19 protein-coding genes and 1 tRNA gene are annotated in these 17,605 nt (G+C 45.1%); 9 read left to right on the forward strand and 11 right to left on the reverse strand.

What is annotated here, in order from left to right; genetic code table 11:
* The first annotated feature begins 116 nt into the window (after positions 1-116).
* Positions 117-1,145, forward strand: coding sequence for a tripartite tricarboxylate transporter substrate binding protein (locus AOC29_RS05735; RefSeq protein WP_251369930.1), 1,029 nt, complete (start codon positions 117-119; stop codon positions 1,143-1,145).
* 5 nt (positions 1,146-1,150) lie between these two features.
* Here the strand turns inward: AOC29_RS05735 and AOC29_RS05740 are convergent, their stop codons facing one another.
* Positions 1,151-2,809, reverse strand: a complete 1,659-nt coding sequence (locus tag AOC29_RS05740; RefSeq protein WP_215294659.1) for a thiamine pyrophosphate-binding protein — start codon at positions 2,807-2,809, stop codon at positions 1,151-1,153.
* A gap of 177 nt (positions 2,810-2,986) precedes the next feature.
* Between AOC29_RS05740 and AOC29_RS05745 the strand changes: the two genes are divergently transcribed.
* The 5 genes from AOC29_RS05745 to AOC29_RS05765 all read left to right on the forward strand — a co-directional run bounded on the left by AOC29_RS05745 (position 2,987) and on the right by AOC29_RS05765 (position 8,556).
* Positions 2,987-3,856 carry a fumarylacetoacetate hydrolase family protein gene (locus tag AOC29_RS05745; RefSeq protein WP_215294661.1) on the forward strand — a complete coding sequence of 290 codons (870 nt, stop codon included), beginning with the start codon at positions 2,987-2,989 and terminating at the stop codon, positions 3,854-3,856.
* A gap of 101 nt (positions 3,857-3,957) precedes the next feature.
* The gene (locus AOC29_RS05750) at positions 3,958-5,277 is read left to right on the forward strand and encodes a U32 family peptidase (RefSeq protein WP_215294663.1); all 1,320 of its coding nucleotides are present in this window, start codon (positions 3,958-3,960) and stop codon (positions 5,275-5,277) included.
* A 23-nt stretch (positions 5,278-5,300) separates the two neighbouring features.
* Positions 5,301-5,840, forward strand: a complete 540-nt coding sequence (locus AOC29_RS05755; RefSeq protein ID WP_215294665.1) for a hypothetical protein — start codon at positions 5,301-5,303, stop codon at positions 5,838-5,840.
* Positions 5,841-5,973: 133 nt separating this feature from the next.
* Positions 5,974-6,741, forward strand: a complete 768-nt coding sequence (locus tag AOC29_RS05760) for a transporter (protein WP_215294667.1) — start codon at positions 5,974-5,976, stop codon at positions 6,739-6,741.
* Between the two features lie 66 nt (positions 6,742-6,807).
* The gene (locus AOC29_RS05765) at positions 6,808-8,556 is read left to right on the forward strand and encodes an IlvD/Edd family dehydratase (RefSeq protein WP_215294669.1); all 1,749 of its coding nucleotides are present in this window, start codon (positions 6,808-6,810) and stop codon (positions 8,554-8,556) included.
* A gap of 6 nt (positions 8,557-8,562) precedes the next feature.
* Here AOC29_RS05765 and AOC29_RS05770 read toward each other — a convergent pair whose 3' ends face one another.
* Complete coding sequence (locus AOC29_RS05770; protein WP_215294671.1) at positions 8,563-10,233, reverse strand: AMP-binding protein; 1,671 nt, start codon at positions 10,231-10,233, stop codon at positions 8,563-8,565.
* Between the two features lie 19 nt (positions 10,234-10,252).
* Entirely contained in the window at positions 10,253-10,819 is a 567-nt protein-coding gene (locus AOC29_RS05775; RefSeq protein WP_371819519.1) for a 5'-methylthioadenosine nucleosidase, read from the reverse strand.
* Positions 10,820-10,821: 2 nt separating this feature from the next.
* Here AOC29_RS05775 and AOC29_RS05780 point away from each other — a divergent pair, with 2 nt between their 5' ends.
* Complete coding sequence (locus AOC29_RS05780) at positions 10,822-11,340, forward strand: adenine phosphoribosyltransferase (RefSeq protein ID WP_215294672.1); 519 nt, start codon at positions 10,822-10,824, stop codon at positions 11,338-11,340.
* A gap of 8 nt (positions 11,341-11,348) precedes the next feature.
* On the opposite strand, the gene AOC29_RS05785 is transcribed toward AOC29_RS05780, so the two are convergent.
* Genes AOC29_RS05785 through AOC29_RS05800 form a run of 4 tightly spaced genes read right to left on the reverse strand, consistent with a single transcriptional unit; the run spans position 11,349 to position 12,838 of the window.
* The gene (locus tag AOC29_RS05785) at positions 11,349-11,630 is read right to left on the reverse strand and encodes a YqjK-like family protein (RefSeq protein WP_215294674.1); all 282 of its coding nucleotides are present in this window, start codon (positions 11,628-11,630) and stop codon (positions 11,349-11,351) included.
* Positions 11,631-11,633: 3 nt separating this feature from the next.
* The gene (locus tag AOC29_RS05790) at positions 11,634-12,002 is read right to left on the reverse strand and encodes a phage holin family protein (RefSeq protein ID WP_215294676.1); all 369 of its coding nucleotides are present in this window, start codon (positions 12,000-12,002) and stop codon (positions 11,634-11,636) included.
* 6 nt (positions 12,003-12,008) lie between these two features.
* Complete coding sequence (locus tag AOC29_RS05795; RefSeq protein ID WP_215294678.1) at positions 12,009-12,350, reverse strand: YqjD family protein; 342 nt, start codon at positions 12,348-12,350, stop codon at positions 12,009-12,011.
* A gap of 26 nt (positions 12,351-12,376) precedes the next feature.
* Entirely contained in the window at positions 12,377-12,838 is a 462-nt protein-coding gene (locus AOC29_RS05800) for a Smr/MutS family protein (RefSeq protein WP_215294680.1), read from the reverse strand.
* Between the two features lie 44 nt (positions 12,839-12,882).
* On the opposite strand from AOC29_RS05800, the gene AOC29_RS05805 reads away from it, so the two are divergent.
* Positions 12,883-13,977 carry an alpha/beta fold hydrolase gene (locus AOC29_RS05805; protein ID WP_215294682.1) on the forward strand — a complete coding sequence of 365 codons (1,095 nt, stop codon included), beginning with the start codon at positions 12,883-12,885 and terminating at the stop codon, positions 13,975-13,977.
* Between the two features lie 69 nt (positions 13,978-14,046).
* Here the strand turns inward: AOC29_RS05805 and AOC29_RS05810 are convergent, their stop codons facing one another.
* A complete protein-coding gene (locus AOC29_RS05810) occupies positions 14,047-14,343 on the reverse strand; it encodes a hypothetical protein (RefSeq protein WP_215294684.1) in 297 nt (98 codons plus the stop codon).
* 380 nt (positions 14,344-14,723) lie between these two features.
* On the opposite strand from AOC29_RS05810, the gene AOC29_RS05815 reads away from it, so the two are divergent.
* Positions 14,724-15,260 (forward strand): hypothetical protein, encoded by a 537-nt coding sequence (locus AOC29_RS05815; protein ID WP_215294686.1) that lies wholly within the window; start codon positions 14,724-14,726, stop codon positions 15,258-15,260.
* A 99-nt stretch (positions 15,261-15,359) separates the two neighbouring features.
* Here the strand turns inward: AOC29_RS05815 and AOC29_RS05820 are convergent, their stop codons facing one another.
* The 3 genes from AOC29_RS05820 to AOC29_RS05830 all read right to left on the reverse strand — a co-directional run bounded on the left by AOC29_RS05820 (position 15,360) and on the right by AOC29_RS05830 (position 17,567).
* Positions 15,360-15,932, reverse strand: coding sequence for a phasin family protein (locus tag AOC29_RS05820; protein WP_215294687.1), 573 nt, complete (start codon positions 15,930-15,932; stop codon positions 15,360-15,362).
* A gap of 201 nt (positions 15,933-16,133) precedes the next feature.
* A tRNA-Ser gene (locus AOC29_RS05825) sits at positions 16,134-16,228 on the reverse strand.
* A gap of 88 nt (positions 16,229-16,316) precedes the next feature.
* A complete protein-coding gene (locus AOC29_RS05830) occupies positions 16,317-17,567 on the reverse strand; it encodes an aspartate kinase (protein WP_215294689.1) in 1,251 nt (416 codons plus the stop codon).
* Between the last annotated feature and the right edge of the window lie 38 nt (positions 17,568-17,605).

Here is a 17,605-nt window from a genome sequence, read left to right on the forward strand (position 1 = left end):
GGGTCTAGAGAAATCTAGGCCCTTTTTCATTTTGATCCCCTCAGTTTGCTCTGTTATGCTTAAATTAAGCAATTAAAAATCATCATCAGAATGATTTTCATCAACAGGAGATGGCAATGATTCAAAGTAGCCCTTTTAACGCGTTTGGCCGTGCAATGCAGTGCTGCATCATCATTGCTACCTTCTTTGCAGGGTCGCAAACGTCTTTTGCGCAATCTGATTACCCCAATAAGCCAATCCGTTTTATTGTTCCGTTCCCGGCTGGTGGCGCAACTGACAATATTGCTCGGCCACTCCAAAATGAACTGTTAAGTACTGCTAAGTGGAATGTCATCATCGACAATAAGCCCGGTGCTGGCGGCAATATCGGCGCTGAGATTGTTTCTAAATCTGCTCCTGATGGTTACACCTGGCTCATGGCATCAGTAGGTACACATGGCATCAACCTGCCGCTCTACACACAAGGTGGCGGCAAATTACCATTTGATCCAATTAAGGATTTCACACCGATTACCTTGGTCGCCGAGTTGCCTAACGTATTGGTGCTCAATCCAGAATTTGCGTCTAAGAACAACATCAATAGCGTGAATGATCTGATTGCTTACGCCAAAGCCAATCCAGGCAAGGTCAATATGGCATCGAGCGGTAACGGCACCTCCATCCATATGGCTGGCGAGCTGTTTAAGTCAATGACTAAAACCTATATGGTTCACCTCCCCTACAAAGGAAGCCCGCCAGCAGTGACTGATCTCATGGCTGGCAACGTTGACATCATGTTTGATAACTTACCGTCTTCGATTAACTATATTCGAGCTGGACGTTTAAAAGCATTAGCAGTGACGAGCGCTAAACGGTCTCCTGCATTCCCAGATTTGCCAACCATTGCTGAAGCAGCAAACCTCCCAGGTTATGAAGCTACCTCTTGGTTTGGAGTAGTGGGCCCTGCAAATATGCCTGCCGATATTTTAAATAAAGATAGTTCTGTATTGATGGCTGCTATCAATAGTGCCGCAGTCAAAGAGAAATACTTAGCCATGGGTGCACAACCGGTTGGCAATACACCAGCCCAATTTTCAAACTTCATTAAAAATGAAATTGCGAAGTGGACTAAGGTTGTAAAAGATTCTGGAGCGAAGGTAGATTGACCCTGCTACTTTCCTAATTGGGAAAGTAGCTTGCTTGGCGAGATCACTTCTTGGTCGAGCACCAATTCTATTAATGCGCCCTTCTTGCTTGCTAACGCTTTTGCAAATGCGGGCGCAAACTCTGCCGTTTTAGTCACTCTAAATCCTGGCATACCAAAGCTATCGGCAAACTTCACAAAATCTGGATTAGTTAAGCCTGTGGCAATCACGCGAGAGGTAAATTCTCGCTCTTGATGCATGCGGATTGTTCCGAGCATATTGTTATTCACCACAAAAATGATTGGAAAGGCGTCATACCGTGCTGCCGTTGCCAGCTCTTGGCAATTCATCATGAAATCACCGTCACCGCAAACTGCAATCGCCACCTTTTCAGGATTGGTTATTTTGGCAGCAATTGCTGCTGGCAGGCCATAACCCATGGATCCATTGGCTGGAGCTAATTGTGTTTTATAAGGGCCATAGGGATAAAAACGATGCACCCAAGTAGCAAAGTTACCGGCGCCATTAGTCATGATTGAGTCACGTGGAATAGAGCTTGGTAATGAAGCCATAATCTGCGCCAACTGCAGATCACCAGGAACGGTTACCGGGCTTGAGAATGTTAAATACTCAGCATGCGCCGTCTTCATGACTGCTGAGTCATGATTCTTAGCCATCTTTACCGTCTTGAGTGCTGCACAAAAATTTTCTGGGCTGCAATTAAGGGCAAAGTCTGGGCGATAAACGCGACCCAACTCTTCGGGTCCTGAGAGGACGTGAATTAATGTTGCTTTAGTTTGCGGAACAGACAATAAGCTGTATCCCGCCGTTGTCATTTCTCCTAAACGCTCACCAATCACCAAAAGAACATCAGCCTCTTGAATCCGCTTCACTAAGGCCGGATTGGCACCGATACCTAAATCACCTGCAAACGCTGGATCTAGATTATCAATGACATCTTGTGAGCGAAAGCTGGTCGCCACCGGTACACCTTCTCTATTGACCCAGCTTCTCAAGTCCTCACAGGCAGCACTATTCCAATTGCCCCCACCGGCAATGACCATAGGCTTGGTGGCTGATGCAAAAGCTTGCATTGCCTGTTGAAAAACATTCCCATCTAAGCCTGGCTGAACGATATGTGCAGGCTTCACAGGGTTTTCTTGGCCAGTCATATACAACACATCTTCTGGCAAAGCTAACACTACAGGTCCTTTGCGCCCTGCCTGTGCTACGTGGAATGCATGCGAAACAAATTCGTCAATGCGATCAACGCGATCAATACTACCAATCCACTTTGCACATTCTGAATACATGCGGCGATAGTCGATTTCTTGAAAGGCTTCACGCTCAACCATATCAGTGCCAACTTGCCCTACCAATAAAACCATGGGCGTTGAATCTTGATAAGCCGTATGCATGCCAATCATGGCATTTGATGCGCCTGGTCCACGCGTGACCATCAATACACCTGGCTGACCGGATAACTTTGCATAGGCCTCTGCCATATAAGCAGCACCACCTTCTTGTCGGCAAGTAATAAATCGAAACTTGGGATGATCAACCAGCCCATTTAATAAGGGAAGAAAACTCTCACCTGGCACACCAAAGGCAATATCCACCCCTTGCCTTACCAAGGCATTTGCCAGGATCTGGCCACCATTGAGCAGCGTGCTTGGTGTATCCATGATGTTTTTATGCTTTCTTATAATTAATAATATTCATGCGTATGACTGAAAAGTTATCATACTTTAATAGGCTAGGAGGCCTTTAAATGGGTGAATAGTCGGCCTTTTAATGCATGAAGGCTGTCCTATACTGCATGACTAAGATAGAAATCAAACAATGAAATTGGAGATATTGATATGAGGCTATTTGGCTTTAGAGGTCCAAATGGATATGAGAGTGTTGGCGCCCTCTCAAAAGGTAGTCACGATACCTATATTGATCTGTGCGCCACAGATCCACTCATTCGGAATAACTTACAAGAAATCATTCAATCTCCAGAGCAATTGGAGCGAGCAGACTTGGCACTTAAAAACTCCAAAGCAATCGGCGGCAACCTCAAAGAGATTTCTTTTAAGGTTCCCATTGAAAGACCGGGGAAAATTGTTTGCATGGGCTTGAACTATGCTGACCACGCAAAAGAAGGTGGTAACGCGAGACCTGAATACCCCAGCTTTTTTATGCGCGGCCCAAGTTCCATGACAGCGCATTTAAGTCCGATAATTCGACCAAAGGTGTCTGACAAACTCGATTACGAGGCTGAGCTGGCTTTTATTGTTGGCAAGAAAGCGCGTCACCTAACACTAGACAATTCCTTAGATTGCGTTGCTGGCTATAGCATCTTCAACGATGGCAGCATTCGTGATTACCAACGTAAAACTACTCAGTGGACAATTGGTAAAAACTTTGATCAAACGGGTGCATTCGGTCCATGGTTAGTGACGCCGGAAGAACTTCCCCTAGGATGTGATGGTCTCAACATTCAATCACGTTTAAATGGTCAAGTGATGCAAAAAGCCAATACTAAAGATTTCCTTTGGGGTGTTGCAGAAACTATTGTGTTGATTTCTGAATGTATGACTTTAGAGCCAGGAGATGTTGTGATCACAGGTACTCCTGCTGGCGTAGGTTACGCAAGAACACCTCCTGTCTTTATGAAGCCAGGCGATATCTGTGAGATTGAAATTGAATCTATTGGCGTCTTACGTAACACCATCGCAGACGAATAAACTGCTGAGCGTCTGAATTACCCCCTAAATGAGGCCTTTTAAGCACATTTAGGGCACTTTCTCACCAAGCAAATGGGCTAAGCAGGCATTAAAATAGCCCCATGATGAAAACGCCAGAACTACTAGCCCCCGCGGGCAGCCTCCAAATGCTCGAAACTGCTTTTGATTTTGGAGCAGATGCTATTTATGCAGGTCAGCCACGCTATTCCTTACGCGTTCGTAATAATGACTTCGGAAAGATTGAAGTTCTTAAACAAGGTATCGATACTGCCCACGAATTAGGAAAAAAGTTTTATCTCGTTTCTAATTTATTACCTCATGGTGGAAAGACGCGGACTTACATTCGAGATATGTCGCCAGTTGTAGCGCTGAAACCGGATGCTCTCATCATGTCAGACCCTGGTTTGATCATGATGGCTAGAGAAGCCTGGCCAGATATGCCAATTCATTTGTCTGTGCAAGCGAATACGGTAAATGGTGCCTCTGCAAAATTTTGGCGTTCAGTTGGCATTAGTCGTGTCATTTTGTCTCGCGAACTCTCTTTTGATGAGATTGAAGAGGTTCGTCAAGACTGTCCAGAAATGGAACTAGAAGTTTTTGTACATGGTGCTTTATGCATTGCCTACTCTGGACGGTGCTTACTCTCAGGTTACATGTCACATCGTGATTCGAATCAGGGTGCCTGCACTAATGCTTGCCGTTGGGACTATAAAGTAAAACCAGGGCAACAAAATCAAAGTGGTGATGTTGTATTGCTCCAAGAAGCCAGAAGGCCGGATGAATTGATGCCCATGGAAGAGGATGAGCATGGTACTTACATCATGAACTCCAAAGACTTGCGAGCGGTTGAACATATTGAACGGCTCACTAAGATGGGTGTAGATTCTTTTAAGATTGAAGGTCGCACCAAGTCTCCTTATTACGTTTCTCGCACTTGCCAAGCTTATCGCTCAGCGATTGATGACGCTATTGCAGGCAGACCATTCAACACAACATTGCTTGGTAATCTTGAAGGCTTAGCCAACCGTGGGTATACCGATGGGTTCTATGAACGCCACCACGATAAAGAGTATCAACTCTATATGCGAGGTTATTCGCTCTCAGGCAGAAGCTTATATGTTGGTGAAACTCTCGATATAGATCAGTCTAATGGTCGCGTGAAGATCGACGTCAAGAATCGTTTTTCTGTTGGCGACAAACTCGAAATCATCGAACCTCAAGGCAATCAAGATATAGTATTAGATGCGATGTGGAATATGCAGGGCGAGCCCATTACTGTTGCACCTGGCTCAGGACACTTTGTATGGATCAAGCTGGCCTTAAAAGATAAGAAGGCCTATATTGCTCGCTATACCAATGAACCTGCACCCGTTGAGGTGAGCTCTGCATGCTCAAGTGGCGAATCTTGTTGTAATGCTTAATCGCAGTCCTATTGATTGCCCTCATGACCAATACACCAGCTACAACAGATCCTAAACGTAGCCTGCTGCAAGGATTGATAGGTGAGGCTGAAAAGGCATTAGCCCTGTCCATTTATTTTGGTATTTGGTTTTGCTCTCTCACGTTTTTGGGCGTCACCTCACTACATGAGCGCCCTATTTCGCTGACTATTTTTGGCCTAGCACTGATCAAGGCCGGGCTTTCGGCAAAATTTATGTTGATTGGCCAAGCGATTTTCCCGATCAAAGTGAATAAGACTTATGGCATTCTGAAATCACTTTTTGTTGAATCCTTCATTTATCTGGCGATTGTTTTATCTCTAAACTATCTCGAAGCTGGGATTGATGGCGCCATTCATGGCAAAAACTTTCTAGCTTCCATGGCTGCTTTTGGACAAGCTGACCCCTTACACGTTATTGCAATGGCTTTGGTCTATTGGTTGATAGTGTGGCCCTATCTCATTTTTACTGCTATGCAAATGATGATGGGCAAAGAAAATGTACTGAGCTTATTTTTCGGCAGCCGCATTTCAGAAAGTAAATAATTTGTATTTAAGGCAGTTATCTTTGCGAGCGCTGGCTGCCCGCCTTTGCTTGATCTGTATTTTATTTTTTTTTATCGCTCATGTTCAAGCCCAAGAAATAGAGGCCCGCGCATACTCTAATGCGCCTATTGGCATGAACTTTGTCACCGGCGGTATTGCGCAGGCCAAAAGTGGCTCTTACACCCTCCATACTCAAGCAGTTAGTCTGACTCACGTGATTGATGTCGCCGGACAATCTGGCAGACTTACCTTGGCGCTGCCTTATGGGGAGCTATCGGGTACAGGTCATGTTGGTGGCCAAGCGATAAATGCCTCAGCGGAAGGACTCTCAGATCCCATGATCAAAGCCTCTGTCAATCTCTATGGCGCGCCTGCACTATCCAACAGTCAGTTCAGAGACTATCAACAGAACTTAATCATTGGGGCGAGTATCGCTGCCACTATTCCCTGGGGTGAGTACAACAGCAATCAGATGATTAATGTTGGTGCCAATCGCTCCCTGATTCAGCCAGCCATGGGACTTTCCCAAGCACTAGGACCTTGGAGGCTAGAGTTAGCTAGCATGGCAACCATTTACACCAGCAATACTAATTATTTAGGTAATAACACCCTTTCACAAAGCCCAATCTACTCTGGTGAAACCCATGTGATTTATTACTTCCCCAATACGGCATGGGTCTCTGCTGATGCCACCTATTTCACTGGCGGTCAAACTTATGTCAATGGGATTCCCGTTAACGGTACACAAGAAAATTGGCGCTTTGGTAGCACCCTCTCCTATCCAATTGATAAGCAAAACTCAATTCGACTCACTGGTAGCAAGGGAGTCTACTCACGCACTGATACGAGCTACAACGCTGTTGGTGTCTCCTGGCAATACCGTTGGGGCGGCAACCCCTAGGCCATATGCGGCCAAATAGCTACAATGAGCAAAACAGCCTTTTAATTATCAACCTTTGAGACAAGCATGAGCTCTAAACCAAAAGACAACAAAACACCATCGGAAACAGGACTGCGCAAAGGTCTAACGAGTTATGGCGATAAAGGCTTCTCATTATTTTTACGCAAAGCATTTATTAAAGGGGCTGGTTACACCAATAGCGCTTTAGATCGACCAGTCATTGGCATCATTAATACCGGTAGCGCCTACAACCCCTGCCACGGCAATATGCCGCAATTACTCGAGGCCGTAAAACGTGGTGTGATGTTGGCTGGTGGTTTGCCCATGGAATTTCCGACGATATCCATTCACGAAAGTTTTGCGGCTCCAACCAGTATGTATCTACGTAACTTAATGTCGATGGATACCGAGGAGATGCTGCGAGCACAACCGATGGATGCCGTTGTGATGATTGGCGGCTGCGATAAAACTGTTCCCGCCCAAATGATGGGCGCAGCTTCAGCAGGTTTACCTGCTATTCAACTGATTACTGGGTCTATGCTCACGGGCTCTCATCGGAGTGAACGGGTTGGCGCTTGCACTGACTGTCGCCGCTACTGGGGTAAATTCCGCGCCGGCGAGATTGATGAAGTTGAAAAAGATGAAGTGAACGATCAACTGGTCGCCAGCGTCGGCACTTGTTCTGTGATGGGTACCGCTAGCACCATGGCGTGTATCTCCGAAGCACTTGGCATGACAGTGCCTGGGGGTGCCACACCTCCTGCTGTGACTGCAGACCGTATTCGGGTTGCTGAAGAAACTGGTGCCTGCGCAGTACAGATGGCCAAAGATGGTTTAACGATTGATCAGATTTTGACAGCGGATGCCTTTGAAAATGCGATGCGGGTATTGCTGGCGATTGGTGGCTCTACGAATGGCATTGTTCATTTAGCAGCTATTGCTGGACGCATGGGTCTAGAAATTGATCTTGATGCGCTCGACAAAATGGGTAATGAGACCCCGGTCTTGGTTGACTTAAAACCATCCGGTGACCATTACATGGAAAATTTTCATGATGCAGGTGGCATGACGACGCTTTTACGTGAACTGAAACCACTCTTAAAACTGGGTACGATGACTGTAACGGGAAGAACCTTGGGCGAGGAAATCGATGCGGGCCCGCCAAGCTTCAAGCAAGATGTCGTTCGAAAAATGAGTAATCCGATTTATCCCCGCGGCAGCATTGCCGTTCTGCATGGCAACCTTGCTCCCGGTGGCGCCATTATTAAGCAATCTGCTGCAGATGAAAAACTCATGGAGCATGAAGGTCGAGCCGTAGTCTTTGAAAACTCAGAAGACCTAGCCAATCGCATCGATAGTCCAGATTTGGATGTCACTGCTGACGATATTATTGTTCTAAAAAATATTGGCCCTAAAGGCGCACCTGGAATGCCCGAAGCTGGCTATATTCCGATTCCGATGAAGTTGGCTCGTGCTGGCGTTAAAGATATTGTGCGTATCTCGGATGGCCGTATGAGTGGCACTGCTTTTGGCACGATTGTGCTGCACGTCACCCCTGAGTCTGCGATTGGCGGCCCCTTAGCCCATGTCCGTAATGGTGATCGCATTCGTCTCAGCGTCAAAAACCGGGAGATTAGCCTCTTGATTTCTGAAGCAGAATTAGAAAAACGCGTCAAAGAAAATCCAGTCGTCTCGCCAACCGCAGAGCGTGGCTACAAGAAGCTATTCCTCGACACTGTTACTCAAGCAGATAAAGGTGTGGACTTTGACTTCTTAAGAGCTGCCAAGATGGTGGGCAAAACTCCTAGCAAGTAATTTTCCTCAAATATTTCTGAGTTCGCGCCTGAGAATTTTCCCAACATTGGATTTTGGGAGCTCGTGAATGAATACTGCTTTTCTTGGTCTCTTGTAGCTAGTGAGATGCTCTTTGCAATATTGCAAAACGTCTGCTTCAGTAATGTGATGATCTGATTTGACGATATAAGCTTTGACAATCTCACCAAGCTTGCGGTGAGGAACGCCAATCACTGCGCATTCTTTAATGCCAGGCATTTGAGATAAGACATCTTCCACATCATTTGGGAAAACCTTAAAGCCGGCAACCACGATCATGTCTTTTTTGCGATCAACAATTTGAATATGGCCATCCTCAGTAATCAGGCCAATATCACCAGATTTAAAGTAGCCGTCAGCCGTCATGCAGTGCGCAGTTTCTTCTGGTTTATTCCAGTAGCCCGCCATCAGCTGTGGCCCTTTAATGCAAATCTCACCGGGAGTGCCCTGGGGTAGTTCTACTTCATCATCATCCAGAATCACAAGGTCTGTACTGGGCATGGGCACACCAATATGTCCTGTAAAGTGTTTCTCTAAAGGGCTATTGACGCAAACTACGGGTGATGTTTCAGATAAGCCATAGCCTTGGGCAATGGGCGAACCTGTCAGGGCCTGCCAATGATCGGCAGTTTTCTTATGCACTGCCATACCGCCACCAATAGTGACCAATAAATGGGGTAGCTTGACATTCTTAAACTCGGGACGATGTATCAATGCATGAAAGAGCGTATTGACGCCTGGAAAAATATTGATCTTGGGATGTTTGATCAGCAACTTAATAAAGCCATCAATATCTCTTGGGTTTGCTACCAGGACTAACAAGGCCCCTTTAGCTATTCCCAAAAGAGCGCAAGCTGTGAGGGCAAAGATATGAGTCATGGGTAACGCACATAAAAAACTCAGCTGTTGATCTGGTTTATGTTTGAGACCCGGATTTAACCAAGACTCAATTTGCATCAAATTAGAAAGAATATTGCGGTGGAGTAAAACTGCCCCTTTGGAGGTTCCAGTAGTGCCGCCGGTATATTGCAAGAAGGCAATATCATCCAGGCCAATCTCAGGTCGATGATATGGATGTCGACTACCTATGGTCAGGGCGTCTTTAAAGTTGGTGTGTGCAACATTCCATGCTGGCACGATCTTTTTGATATTCCGGGCTACCCAATTGACGATATGTCCTTTTAAACCCAAGAGCTCCCCGGGACTACTGATAATGACTTGTTTTAAAGTCAGCCGTTCTGCTATTTGCTGATATGTATTAGCAAAGTTTTCCATCAGCACCAATACGCTAGCTCCGCTATCTTGCAATTGAGCCTCAAGCTCTCGTGAGGTATAGAGTGGATTAATGTTGACGACTGTATAGCCAGCACGCAGTGTTCCAAGCATCGCAATCGCATACTCAATCACGTTGGGGTACATCAAGGCTACCCGTGCTCCCCGATCTAATTCCAGGTTTTGAAGATAGGAAGCAAAGTCTTTTGATAATCGATCAATTTGACCATACGTGAAAAACTTGCCCATGGACTCCACTGCCTTGCGATTACTAAAGCGATCAAAGCATTCTTCTAAGAATTCGGTTAAGGATGCATGAGAAGGGTCGCCAATTTCCTGCGGGACTCCTGCAGGATAGTTTTTTAGCCAAGGTTTTGGAGTATTCATACAAATCCTATTGATAGGCTTAACTCATTATTTGCTTGAGTTTATCAATGAATAGCTCTTGCCCGTGATTTACTTTTTCTTGCCAATCATTACCAGAATTTTCATTAGCATCATCAGTAATATATTTGAATGACCGCCATACAATCTGATGCTGATGCGCTACCGCTGCGAGTGCAAACAATTCCATATCGACAACATCAACCCCTTGGCTATTGAGCCAAGGATCCTGCGCAGTCACAAAGCTATCGCCAGTACCACATAGAAATTTTCCAGATGAGAGATATTCTGATGGCTTATTACAAAACGGGGTTTGGCCTCGAGGAGCAAGCGGCTCTGTATCCATATCACGCTGAATGACCTTGCCGATATCTATTAAGCCATGAATTTGAGGGTTCACCTTCCCAGCGGTCCCAAAATTAATAATCTGATTAGGCGTATATTGATGCATTGCTTTGACACAGGCGATCGTTGCGTTTATTTTGCCAATCCCAGAGTAGATAATCTCAACGCCTGACGGGAGTGCCTCGCGCTTGAGCTCACTCTCTAATGCGGTAATAATGAGGTAATTCGTTTTCATGTCTGCCATATATGAATTTATTAGATTATCTACCCGGTGTACCCGATTTTCCGAAGCCTGGAATTCTGTTTAGAGATATTTCCCCTTTATTAGCAGACCCAGCAGCCTTCAAAGAAGCGATTGCGAAGCTCAATGAATTAGCCCAATCATTTGACTATACCCATATTTTAGGGATTGAATCGCGAGGCTTTATTTTTGGCTCCGCCCTTGCACATCATGCCCATAAAGGCCTAGCCCTCGCCAGAAAGCCCAATAAACTTCCCTTAGTGACCCATCGAGAGTTTTATGGCTTGGAATACGGCTCAGACTCCTTGGAAATTCAGCAGTCGACCCTGCCAAAAGATGCTCGGGTCTTGATGATTGATGATGTACTGGCAACTGGAGGTACTTTAATAGCTGCTGATAAGCTGATTCGCAATGCTGGCTTTACTGTCTGTGGTGCGATTACGCTGCTTGAAATAGGCGCACTCAATGGCAGTGCTATTCTGAATCAACATGGAATACTGAATAAATCTGTATTGATTAGCTAAATCTTGACCTAGACTAAGCGCTTGACACTCTTGAGCAACTTCATAGCACCCCAACCAACAGCCAAAACCTTGCTAGCCAATTTAGGTCTGTAATGAGCCAGGGCCGCAAAGGCACTCGTCCATAGTAATGGGTTGTCTTTGAGAAAGTGAAAGGCATCAACACCCTTATCAGCCCATGAGAGTGGCTTCTCCCAAGGCTCAAAGTGCTGAGAAAATTCAAGGCGCTCATGGCTGGATCTTTTTTGAAGCTCTTGACGACGAGCCTCCAGGGCTTTGAGTCTATTGCTCATACCTTAGCGCGAAAGCTCTTCCCTGTCTTTAGCGAATTCTGTAATCGATGCTTCGAATAACTTAGGCATATTGCGTAGCGCTTGCATAATCACAAGCGCCAAAATTAAGCCGATAGAGATAAATGCGGTAGTGAGCAAGCCTAGAACTAGCATCCGATCAGATTCCCAACTATAGATGACGATGAGTAAAGCCAACATTACCAAGCCAAAGAATAAAAAGAATAAGGCACTCACAATCATTACCAGCAGCCTGATCAATTTGTTTCTGGCAATTTGCACATCAACCGATAAAAGCTCTAAACGAGTTTGCGCAATAGATGCACCCGTTGAGGCAAGGTTTTTAATGGAGGAGAGTAAATTTTCTTGAGACATGCAAACCTAGCGACGACGGATCAAAAGACCAATTAATAAGCCTAAGCCAGCAGCAACACCAACTGCCTCCCACGGATTACGATGCACGAAATCATCCGCACCTTCAGCAACTACCTTAGCTTTTTCGGTCAAAGTCCCCTCAAGATTTGATAGACTTTCCTTAGCACCGGAGATAGTTTCAAGCGCCTTATGGCGAATAGCGCTAATTGTCTCACTGGGATGATCTTCAGCAGCCTGAATTAAAGCCTCAGCATCGGCCATTAGAGATTTAAATTCACCGATTAATTGATCTGCGCTAGAAGCTGATGCTTCTTGAGGAATGGCGTGTTGTGATTTCTGAGTAGTCATAAGAGTTTCCTAGATTCCTGTCTATTCTAAGTACTTCTAGGGGCAGAACCTAGCAATAAAACTGTCATACCTGCATTGCCAGCCTTGAAGTGCCTTAAATACCGTTTTAATCCTGGGCACTTTTTCAATAAATCCCGACAAGCTGGGCTTGCATAGGGAACATTCTCCCCATAGAAATACTCCTCAACCCGATCAGCAAACCGATTATTTTCGAGCGCCTCATGGATCGCCCATTTAATACGACCACCCTCACCAGATGAGCCATAGCCGTGTACTAAAACGATCGCCTTCAGACCAAGCTCATAAGCAGCTCTCAGATATACAGTTAAATGGTCCAAGGCCTCTTCAACATTTGGAAAGCCCTGCTTAATATTGAATTCGGTGACATCTACAAACATGCTGGGCAGCTCTGCGCTCCCACAATGCTGACAGGAGCCCATTAAAAATCTAGGATTACCGCACTCTGCACACTCAAATGCCTGGGTCATCAGAAAATCCTGCTATAAATAAATAATAATAAAAGGAGACAAGTATGTATTTAGCCATTATGAAGGGCGTTGCGCTCGCCCTCACAATTACCTCACTCAATGCACTAGCCCATAAGCCGACTGAACCGGCTCATCAACTCTATTCTGAGGGCAACTTTCAACTAGAGAATGGCTCCATCATTCAAGATTTTAATTTGTCCTATACGACACAAGGCACCCTGAATGCCGATAAGAGTAACGCCATTTTGATGGTGACAGCCATTGGCGGAAATCATCATCGCATTGATTACCTGATTGGTCCCGGTAAAGCATTAGATACTGACAAGTACTTTGTCATCTGCACTGATGCTATTGGTAATGGCTTGAGTACCTCGCCATCCAATAGCAAGGCACAAGCTAATGTTAGCTTTCCAGAATTTAATATACGGGATATGGTCAACACACAACATCAGTTGGTTGTAGATCACTTTGGTATTAAAAAATTAGTTGCGGTAATCGGAGCCTCTATGGGTGGTATGCAAGCCTTACAGTGGGCCGTCTCCTACCCAAATGCCATGCAAGCAATCATCCCGATTATTCCTTTAGCCAAAACCCCAGCATGGACTACCGGCGTACTAGAGATGCTCCGTCAAAGCATCATGACTGACCCTGGCTACCAAGGCGGCAAATACGATAAACCGGTGGAGCAAGGCATGCGTCTATGGTCTGGCTGGTTAAGTGGAGTAATCGTCAGAACACCCGCTTATCAGGAACAATTAAATCCAACGCCTGCAGCAGAAATTGAATACCTTAAAAAGGTGCAAGATGCTGGTTGGAAAAGAATGGATGCTAATGACTGGATCTGGCAATCACGTGCCTATGACCGTCATGACGTAGGACAAACTAAAGGCTTCGACAATAATACGGCAGCGGCACTGAAATCTATTAAAGCTAAAACATTAATATTGGCAGGTACCGGTGACTTGCTTAATCCAGAGTCAGATGCCAAGTCTTCAGCAAAACTCATTCCTGGAGCCAAGTACATGCCAATCAATGATCGTCTGCCAATGGGTCACTTGTCTGGGGCTGGCGCAACTCCAGATGAAAATGCTTTTCAGAATAAAGTAATTAAAGACTTTTTATCCACTCTCAAGAATTAACTTGATAAAAATTGTATCAACTATTTACACCCCGCCTAGCGCGGGGTTTTTTAACCGCCCTGTCCAGAATTAGGAGCAGTACTTCACTTCAAGAACGCTGGCGTCAGTAGATTTGTCGTCAACCATCAAGCTCAACTTCTTATGAGCGCTCTCTCTATTTTCCTGAGTCTTCAAATGACGATCAATCAAACTGGCAACATCTTTACGGATTGAAGTATTGCCGTATTGCAGGCCTTTCAATGTAGATACCGCTTCCGCAGAAATCTTGCACTGCTGAGTTACTAATGCAGAGGAATCGGATGCGGTATTTGCGTATGCAAAGGCAGCGACTGAAATAGTAACAACAACCAATAGAGTCTTTTTCAACTTAGTTCCTTATTTTGTGACCACATGTTGGGCAACAACCCATATCTTTTGCCTTCGTTTTTCTGAGGGCGGCATACACACTGGACTCTGAAATCTCCATCTTTCGAGCGGCCTGAGCTGCGCTCATGCCCTTCCCTATCCACTCCAAGGCTTGATGTGTTTTCGGTATTTGTCTCTTCATTTCCTCTCCCAGTCATCAAACTATAACACAACTTCATAAGTTGTGAAGTTGTGAAGTGTAGTAAATTAATCATGACAAACCCTAGGTTTTGAACTAAAACGCTGAAGTTGATAAAACGAAGGTCTTCAACCTGATTTGAAGAGAATGGTCAGGGAAGCTGGCAGACGATAGTATGATTTGGGGATCTAAGGAGCTAAATATGTACCGTTTTGCATTATTACTAGCAATCAGCTGTGGGCTAATCGCCTGTGCCAATAACGATAAAAAGATTAGTGCTTGGGAGGTCAATGATGTCTATCAATCTACGATAGTCACCCCTAATACCTCTGGTGGAAAGACCTATGTAGGGCCATCGATCAATACGATGGATGAATTCAATACCTATGAAATGTTTAACTTGCGTAGCGAGAAAACCCAGCAAGGAGTGAAGTCCTATGAACTCCAGGTTCACTTGACCTATTTCACACAAATGCGCAATTACGATTCTGCAACCCTGCTCAATGGACCAGTTACCACTTTTAAGGCGATCTCTAAAGAGGCTGGTCTGTGTGAGGCCAGAGGATGCATCTTCAAGGAATTAGTGTCGATTAATCTGACTGATGCTTTTTTAAAGGAGCGCGTGAAGGACGGTTTTCAACTGACCCTCTCCTCAAAGGCTGGTATCAGTACGGTGATATATGTTCCACCGCAATATTTAAAAGGCTACCTAAAAGCGGTTGACGGTATCAACTATTAGAGCCTGCTATGCATTGCTGCATATAGCTTTGCAGCTTATTGCAGAGAAATAAAAAACCGCCCGAAGGCGGTTTTTTATTGAAGCAAGTAAGTCTACGAATTAAGCAGCTTTACGTGCTTTTGCAGCTGGCTTAGCTACAGCGTATTGACCTTGAATGTTAGCCAATGCAGCGTCAACACTTTTCTCAAAGCTTGCGAATGCATCAGTTGCAGTTGCGCGAACTTGGTCAAACTGTTGAACTGAAGCTTCAAATGCAGTTTTGAATGCAGCAACAAATGCCTCAGAACCAGCAGGAGCTGTCTTAGTAGCTTCTTTAACAAAGTTAACCATATCGTCACGTGCATCATCGATTGAAGCGTCAATCACTTGAGCAACTTCTTTGTTACCGTTACGAACAACTTTGCTAACTTTAGCTTGATATGCAGTTGCATACTTAACAGCTTCTTGAGCAGTTTCAGGTTGAGCTAATTTAGCCAATTGTTGTGGATCCTTGATTGCCAACAATTGTGAGCTTGTATCTTGTGCAGCAGCTAATGCATCTTTAGCAGCAGCTTGGTTGATTTCTGCTAATTCTTGCGCACTTTCAACAGCAACTTGTGCCAAATGTTTAGCGTTTTCAACAGCTTTAGCTTGAGCTTGAGCGATTTGATCGTTTAATTGATTCTGGAACATGGTTAATCCTTTTTTTAGTAGATGGTTGTATAACTTGTTGCGATGCACCATTGTAAGAAATATTTTGTTGTGTTGCAACATTTATTTGGTGCGAAGCAACATAATTTGTAAAAAACTGTTGGATTTGTGATAATTTAAGGAATTAATGAAAACAAAAAACCCAGTAACTCATTGAATTTACTGGGTTTATTTGAAAAGTACTGGCGGAGACGAGAGGATTCGAACCTCCGATCAGAGTTTTAGCCCCGATGCTCCCTTAGCAGGGGAGTGCCTTCGACCAGCTCGGCCACGTCTCCGTACTTTTTACAGCTCTTTTGATACCACAACGCCACACAGTTTAACGGATAACCGCTTCTGAGGGGCTTTAATGCCCTTTTGATTGGTTTACTTCTGGTCGAGCTCAAATGCCTTATGCAAGGCGCGTACTGCTAGCTCCATGTACTTCTCGTCAATCACTACTGAAATTTTGATTTCACTTGTGGAGATCATCAAGATATTGATGCCCTCTTCTGACAAGGTGCGGAACATTTTGCTAGCGATGCCTACATGGGAACGCATGCCAACGCCCACAACTGAAACTTTGGAAACCTTAGGATCACCTGAGATTTCTTTTGCTTCGATATGTGCTTGAACTGTGTTCTTCAAAATATCCAAAGCCTTCTGATAATCAGCTCTTGGAACTGTGAAGGTGAAGTCAGTCTTACCATCTACAGATTGATTTTGAATGATGATGTCCACATCAATATTTGCATCAGCGATTGGACCCAGAATTTGATAGGCGATACCTGGACGATCAGGAACTCCTAACACGGTAATCTTCGCTTCATCACGCGCAAAGGCGATGCCGGAAATAACTGCGGCTTCCATAGTGCTGTCCTCTTCAAATGTAATCAAGGTGCCCGACTTCATCTCTTGGTCTAAGGGCATCAATGGATCTGTCAACGATGACAGAACACGGGTTTTAACTTTGTACTTACCGGCAAACTCGACTGAACGAATTTGCAATACCTTAGAACCGAGGCTAGCCATTTCTAGCATCTCTTCGAAGGTAATCTTATCCAAGCGACGCGCATCCTCACAGACGCGTGGGTCAGTGGTGTATACGCCATCGACGTCGGTATAGATCAAGCACTCATCGGCTTTGAGTGCAGCAGCCATCGCTACCGCGGAAGTATCAGAACCACCGCGACCTAAAGTAGTGATATTTCCTTCTGAATCCACCCCCTGGAATCCAGTGACCACTACTGCACGACCTGTATTGAGATCATTCAGAATCTTTTTATCATCAATGCTCTTAATGCGGGCTTTGGTAAAAGCAGAATCCGTATGCACAGTAACTTGCCAACCAGCGTAGCTCACTGCATCAATACCTTCGCGCATCAACGCTAAGGCAAGCAAACCAGAGCTGACCTGCTCACCCGTTGAGGCAATTTGATCCAACTCGCGGGGATTTGCTTCAGGATTAATTTCTTTTGCTAAACCGAGCAAGCGATTGGTTTCACCTGACATGGCCGAAGGTACTACGACCACCTGGTGGCCAGCACGCATCCATTTGGCAACGCGTTTAGCGACATTCGCAATGCGCTCAACCGAGCCCATTGAGGTGCCACCGTATTTATGAACGATAAGAGCCATAAAACCGTCTATTCAATTCTCTGTAAGCGGGAGATAAC

Source organism: Polynucleobacter sp. JS-JIR-5-A7, from assembly GCF_018687935.1.
Taxonomy (GTDB): domain Bacteria; phylum Pseudomonadota; class Gammaproteobacteria; order Burkholderiales; family Burkholderiaceae; genus Polynucleobacter.

What these genes read in the sequence shown, in the direction of transcription:
- AOC29_RS05735 (WP_251369930.1), top strand. Translation starts at nt 117, where the DNA reads ATGATTCAAAGTAGCCCTTTTAACGCGTTTGGCCGTGCAATGCAGTGC.
- AOC29_RS05740 (WP_215294659.1), bottom strand. Translation starts at nt 2,809, where the DNA reads ATGGATACACCAAGCACGCTGCTCAATGGTGGCCAGATCCTGGCAAAT.
- AOC29_RS05745 (WP_215294661.1), top strand. Translation starts at nt 2,987, where the DNA reads ATGAGGCTATTTGGCTTTAGAGGTCCAAATGGATATGAGAGTGTTGGC.
- AOC29_RS05750 (WP_215294663.1), top strand. Translation starts at nt 3,958, where the DNA reads ATGATGAAAACGCCAGAACTACTAGCCCCCGCGGGCAGCCTCCAAATG.
- AOC29_RS05755 (WP_215294665.1), top strand. Translation starts at nt 5,301, where the DNA reads ATGACCAATACACCAGCTACAACAGATCCTAAACGTAGCCTGCTGCAA.
- AOC29_RS05760 (WP_215294667.1), top strand. Translation starts at nt 5,974, where the DNA reads ATGAACTTTGTCACCGGCGGTATTGCGCAGGCCAAAAGTGGCTCTTAC.
- AOC29_RS05765 (WP_215294669.1), top strand. Translation starts at nt 6,808, where the DNA reads ATGAGCTCTAAACCAAAAGACAACAAAACACCATCGGAAACAGGACTG.
- AOC29_RS05770 (WP_215294671.1), bottom strand. Translation starts at nt 10,233, where the DNA reads ATGAATACTCCAAAACCTTGGCTAAAAAACTATCCTGCAGGAGTCCCG.
- AOC29_RS05775 (WP_371819519.1), bottom strand. Translation starts at nt 10,819, where the DNA reads ATGGCAGACATGAAAACGAATTACCTCATTATTACCGCATTAGAGAGT.
- AOC29_RS05780 (WP_215294672.1), top strand. Translation starts at nt 10,822, where the DNA reads ATGAATTTATTAGATTATCTACCCGGTGTACCCGATTTTCCGAAGCCT.
- AOC29_RS05785 (WP_215294674.1), bottom strand. Translation starts at nt 11,630, where the DNA reads ATGAGCAATAGACTCAAAGCCCTGGAGGCTCGTCGTCAAGAGCTTCAA.
- AOC29_RS05790 (WP_215294676.1), bottom strand. Translation starts at nt 12,002, where the DNA reads ATGTCTCAAGAAAATTTACTCTCCTCCATTAAAAACCTTGCCTCAACG.
- AOC29_RS05795 (WP_215294678.1), bottom strand. Translation starts at nt 12,350, where the DNA reads ATGACTACTCAGAAATCACAACACGCCATTCCTCAAGAAGCATCAGCT.
- AOC29_RS05800 (WP_215294680.1), bottom strand. Translation starts at nt 12,838, where the DNA reads ATGACCCAGGCATTTGAGTGTGCAGAGTGCGGTAATCCTAGATTTTTA.
- AOC29_RS05805 (WP_215294682.1), top strand. Translation starts at nt 12,883, where the DNA reads ATGTATTTAGCCATTATGAAGGGCGTTGCGCTCGCCCTCACAATTACC.
- AOC29_RS05815 (WP_215294686.1), top strand. Translation starts at nt 14,724, where the DNA reads ATGTACCGTTTTGCATTATTACTAGCAATCAGCTGTGGGCTAATCGCC.
- AOC29_RS05820 (WP_215294687.1), bottom strand. Translation starts at nt 15,932, where the DNA reads ATGTTCCAGAATCAATTAAACGATCAAATCGCTCAAGCTCAAGCTAAA.
- AOC29_RS05830 (WP_215294689.1), bottom strand. Translation starts at nt 17,567, where the DNA reads ATGGCTCTTATCGTTCATAAATACGGTGGCACCTCAATGGGCTCGGTT.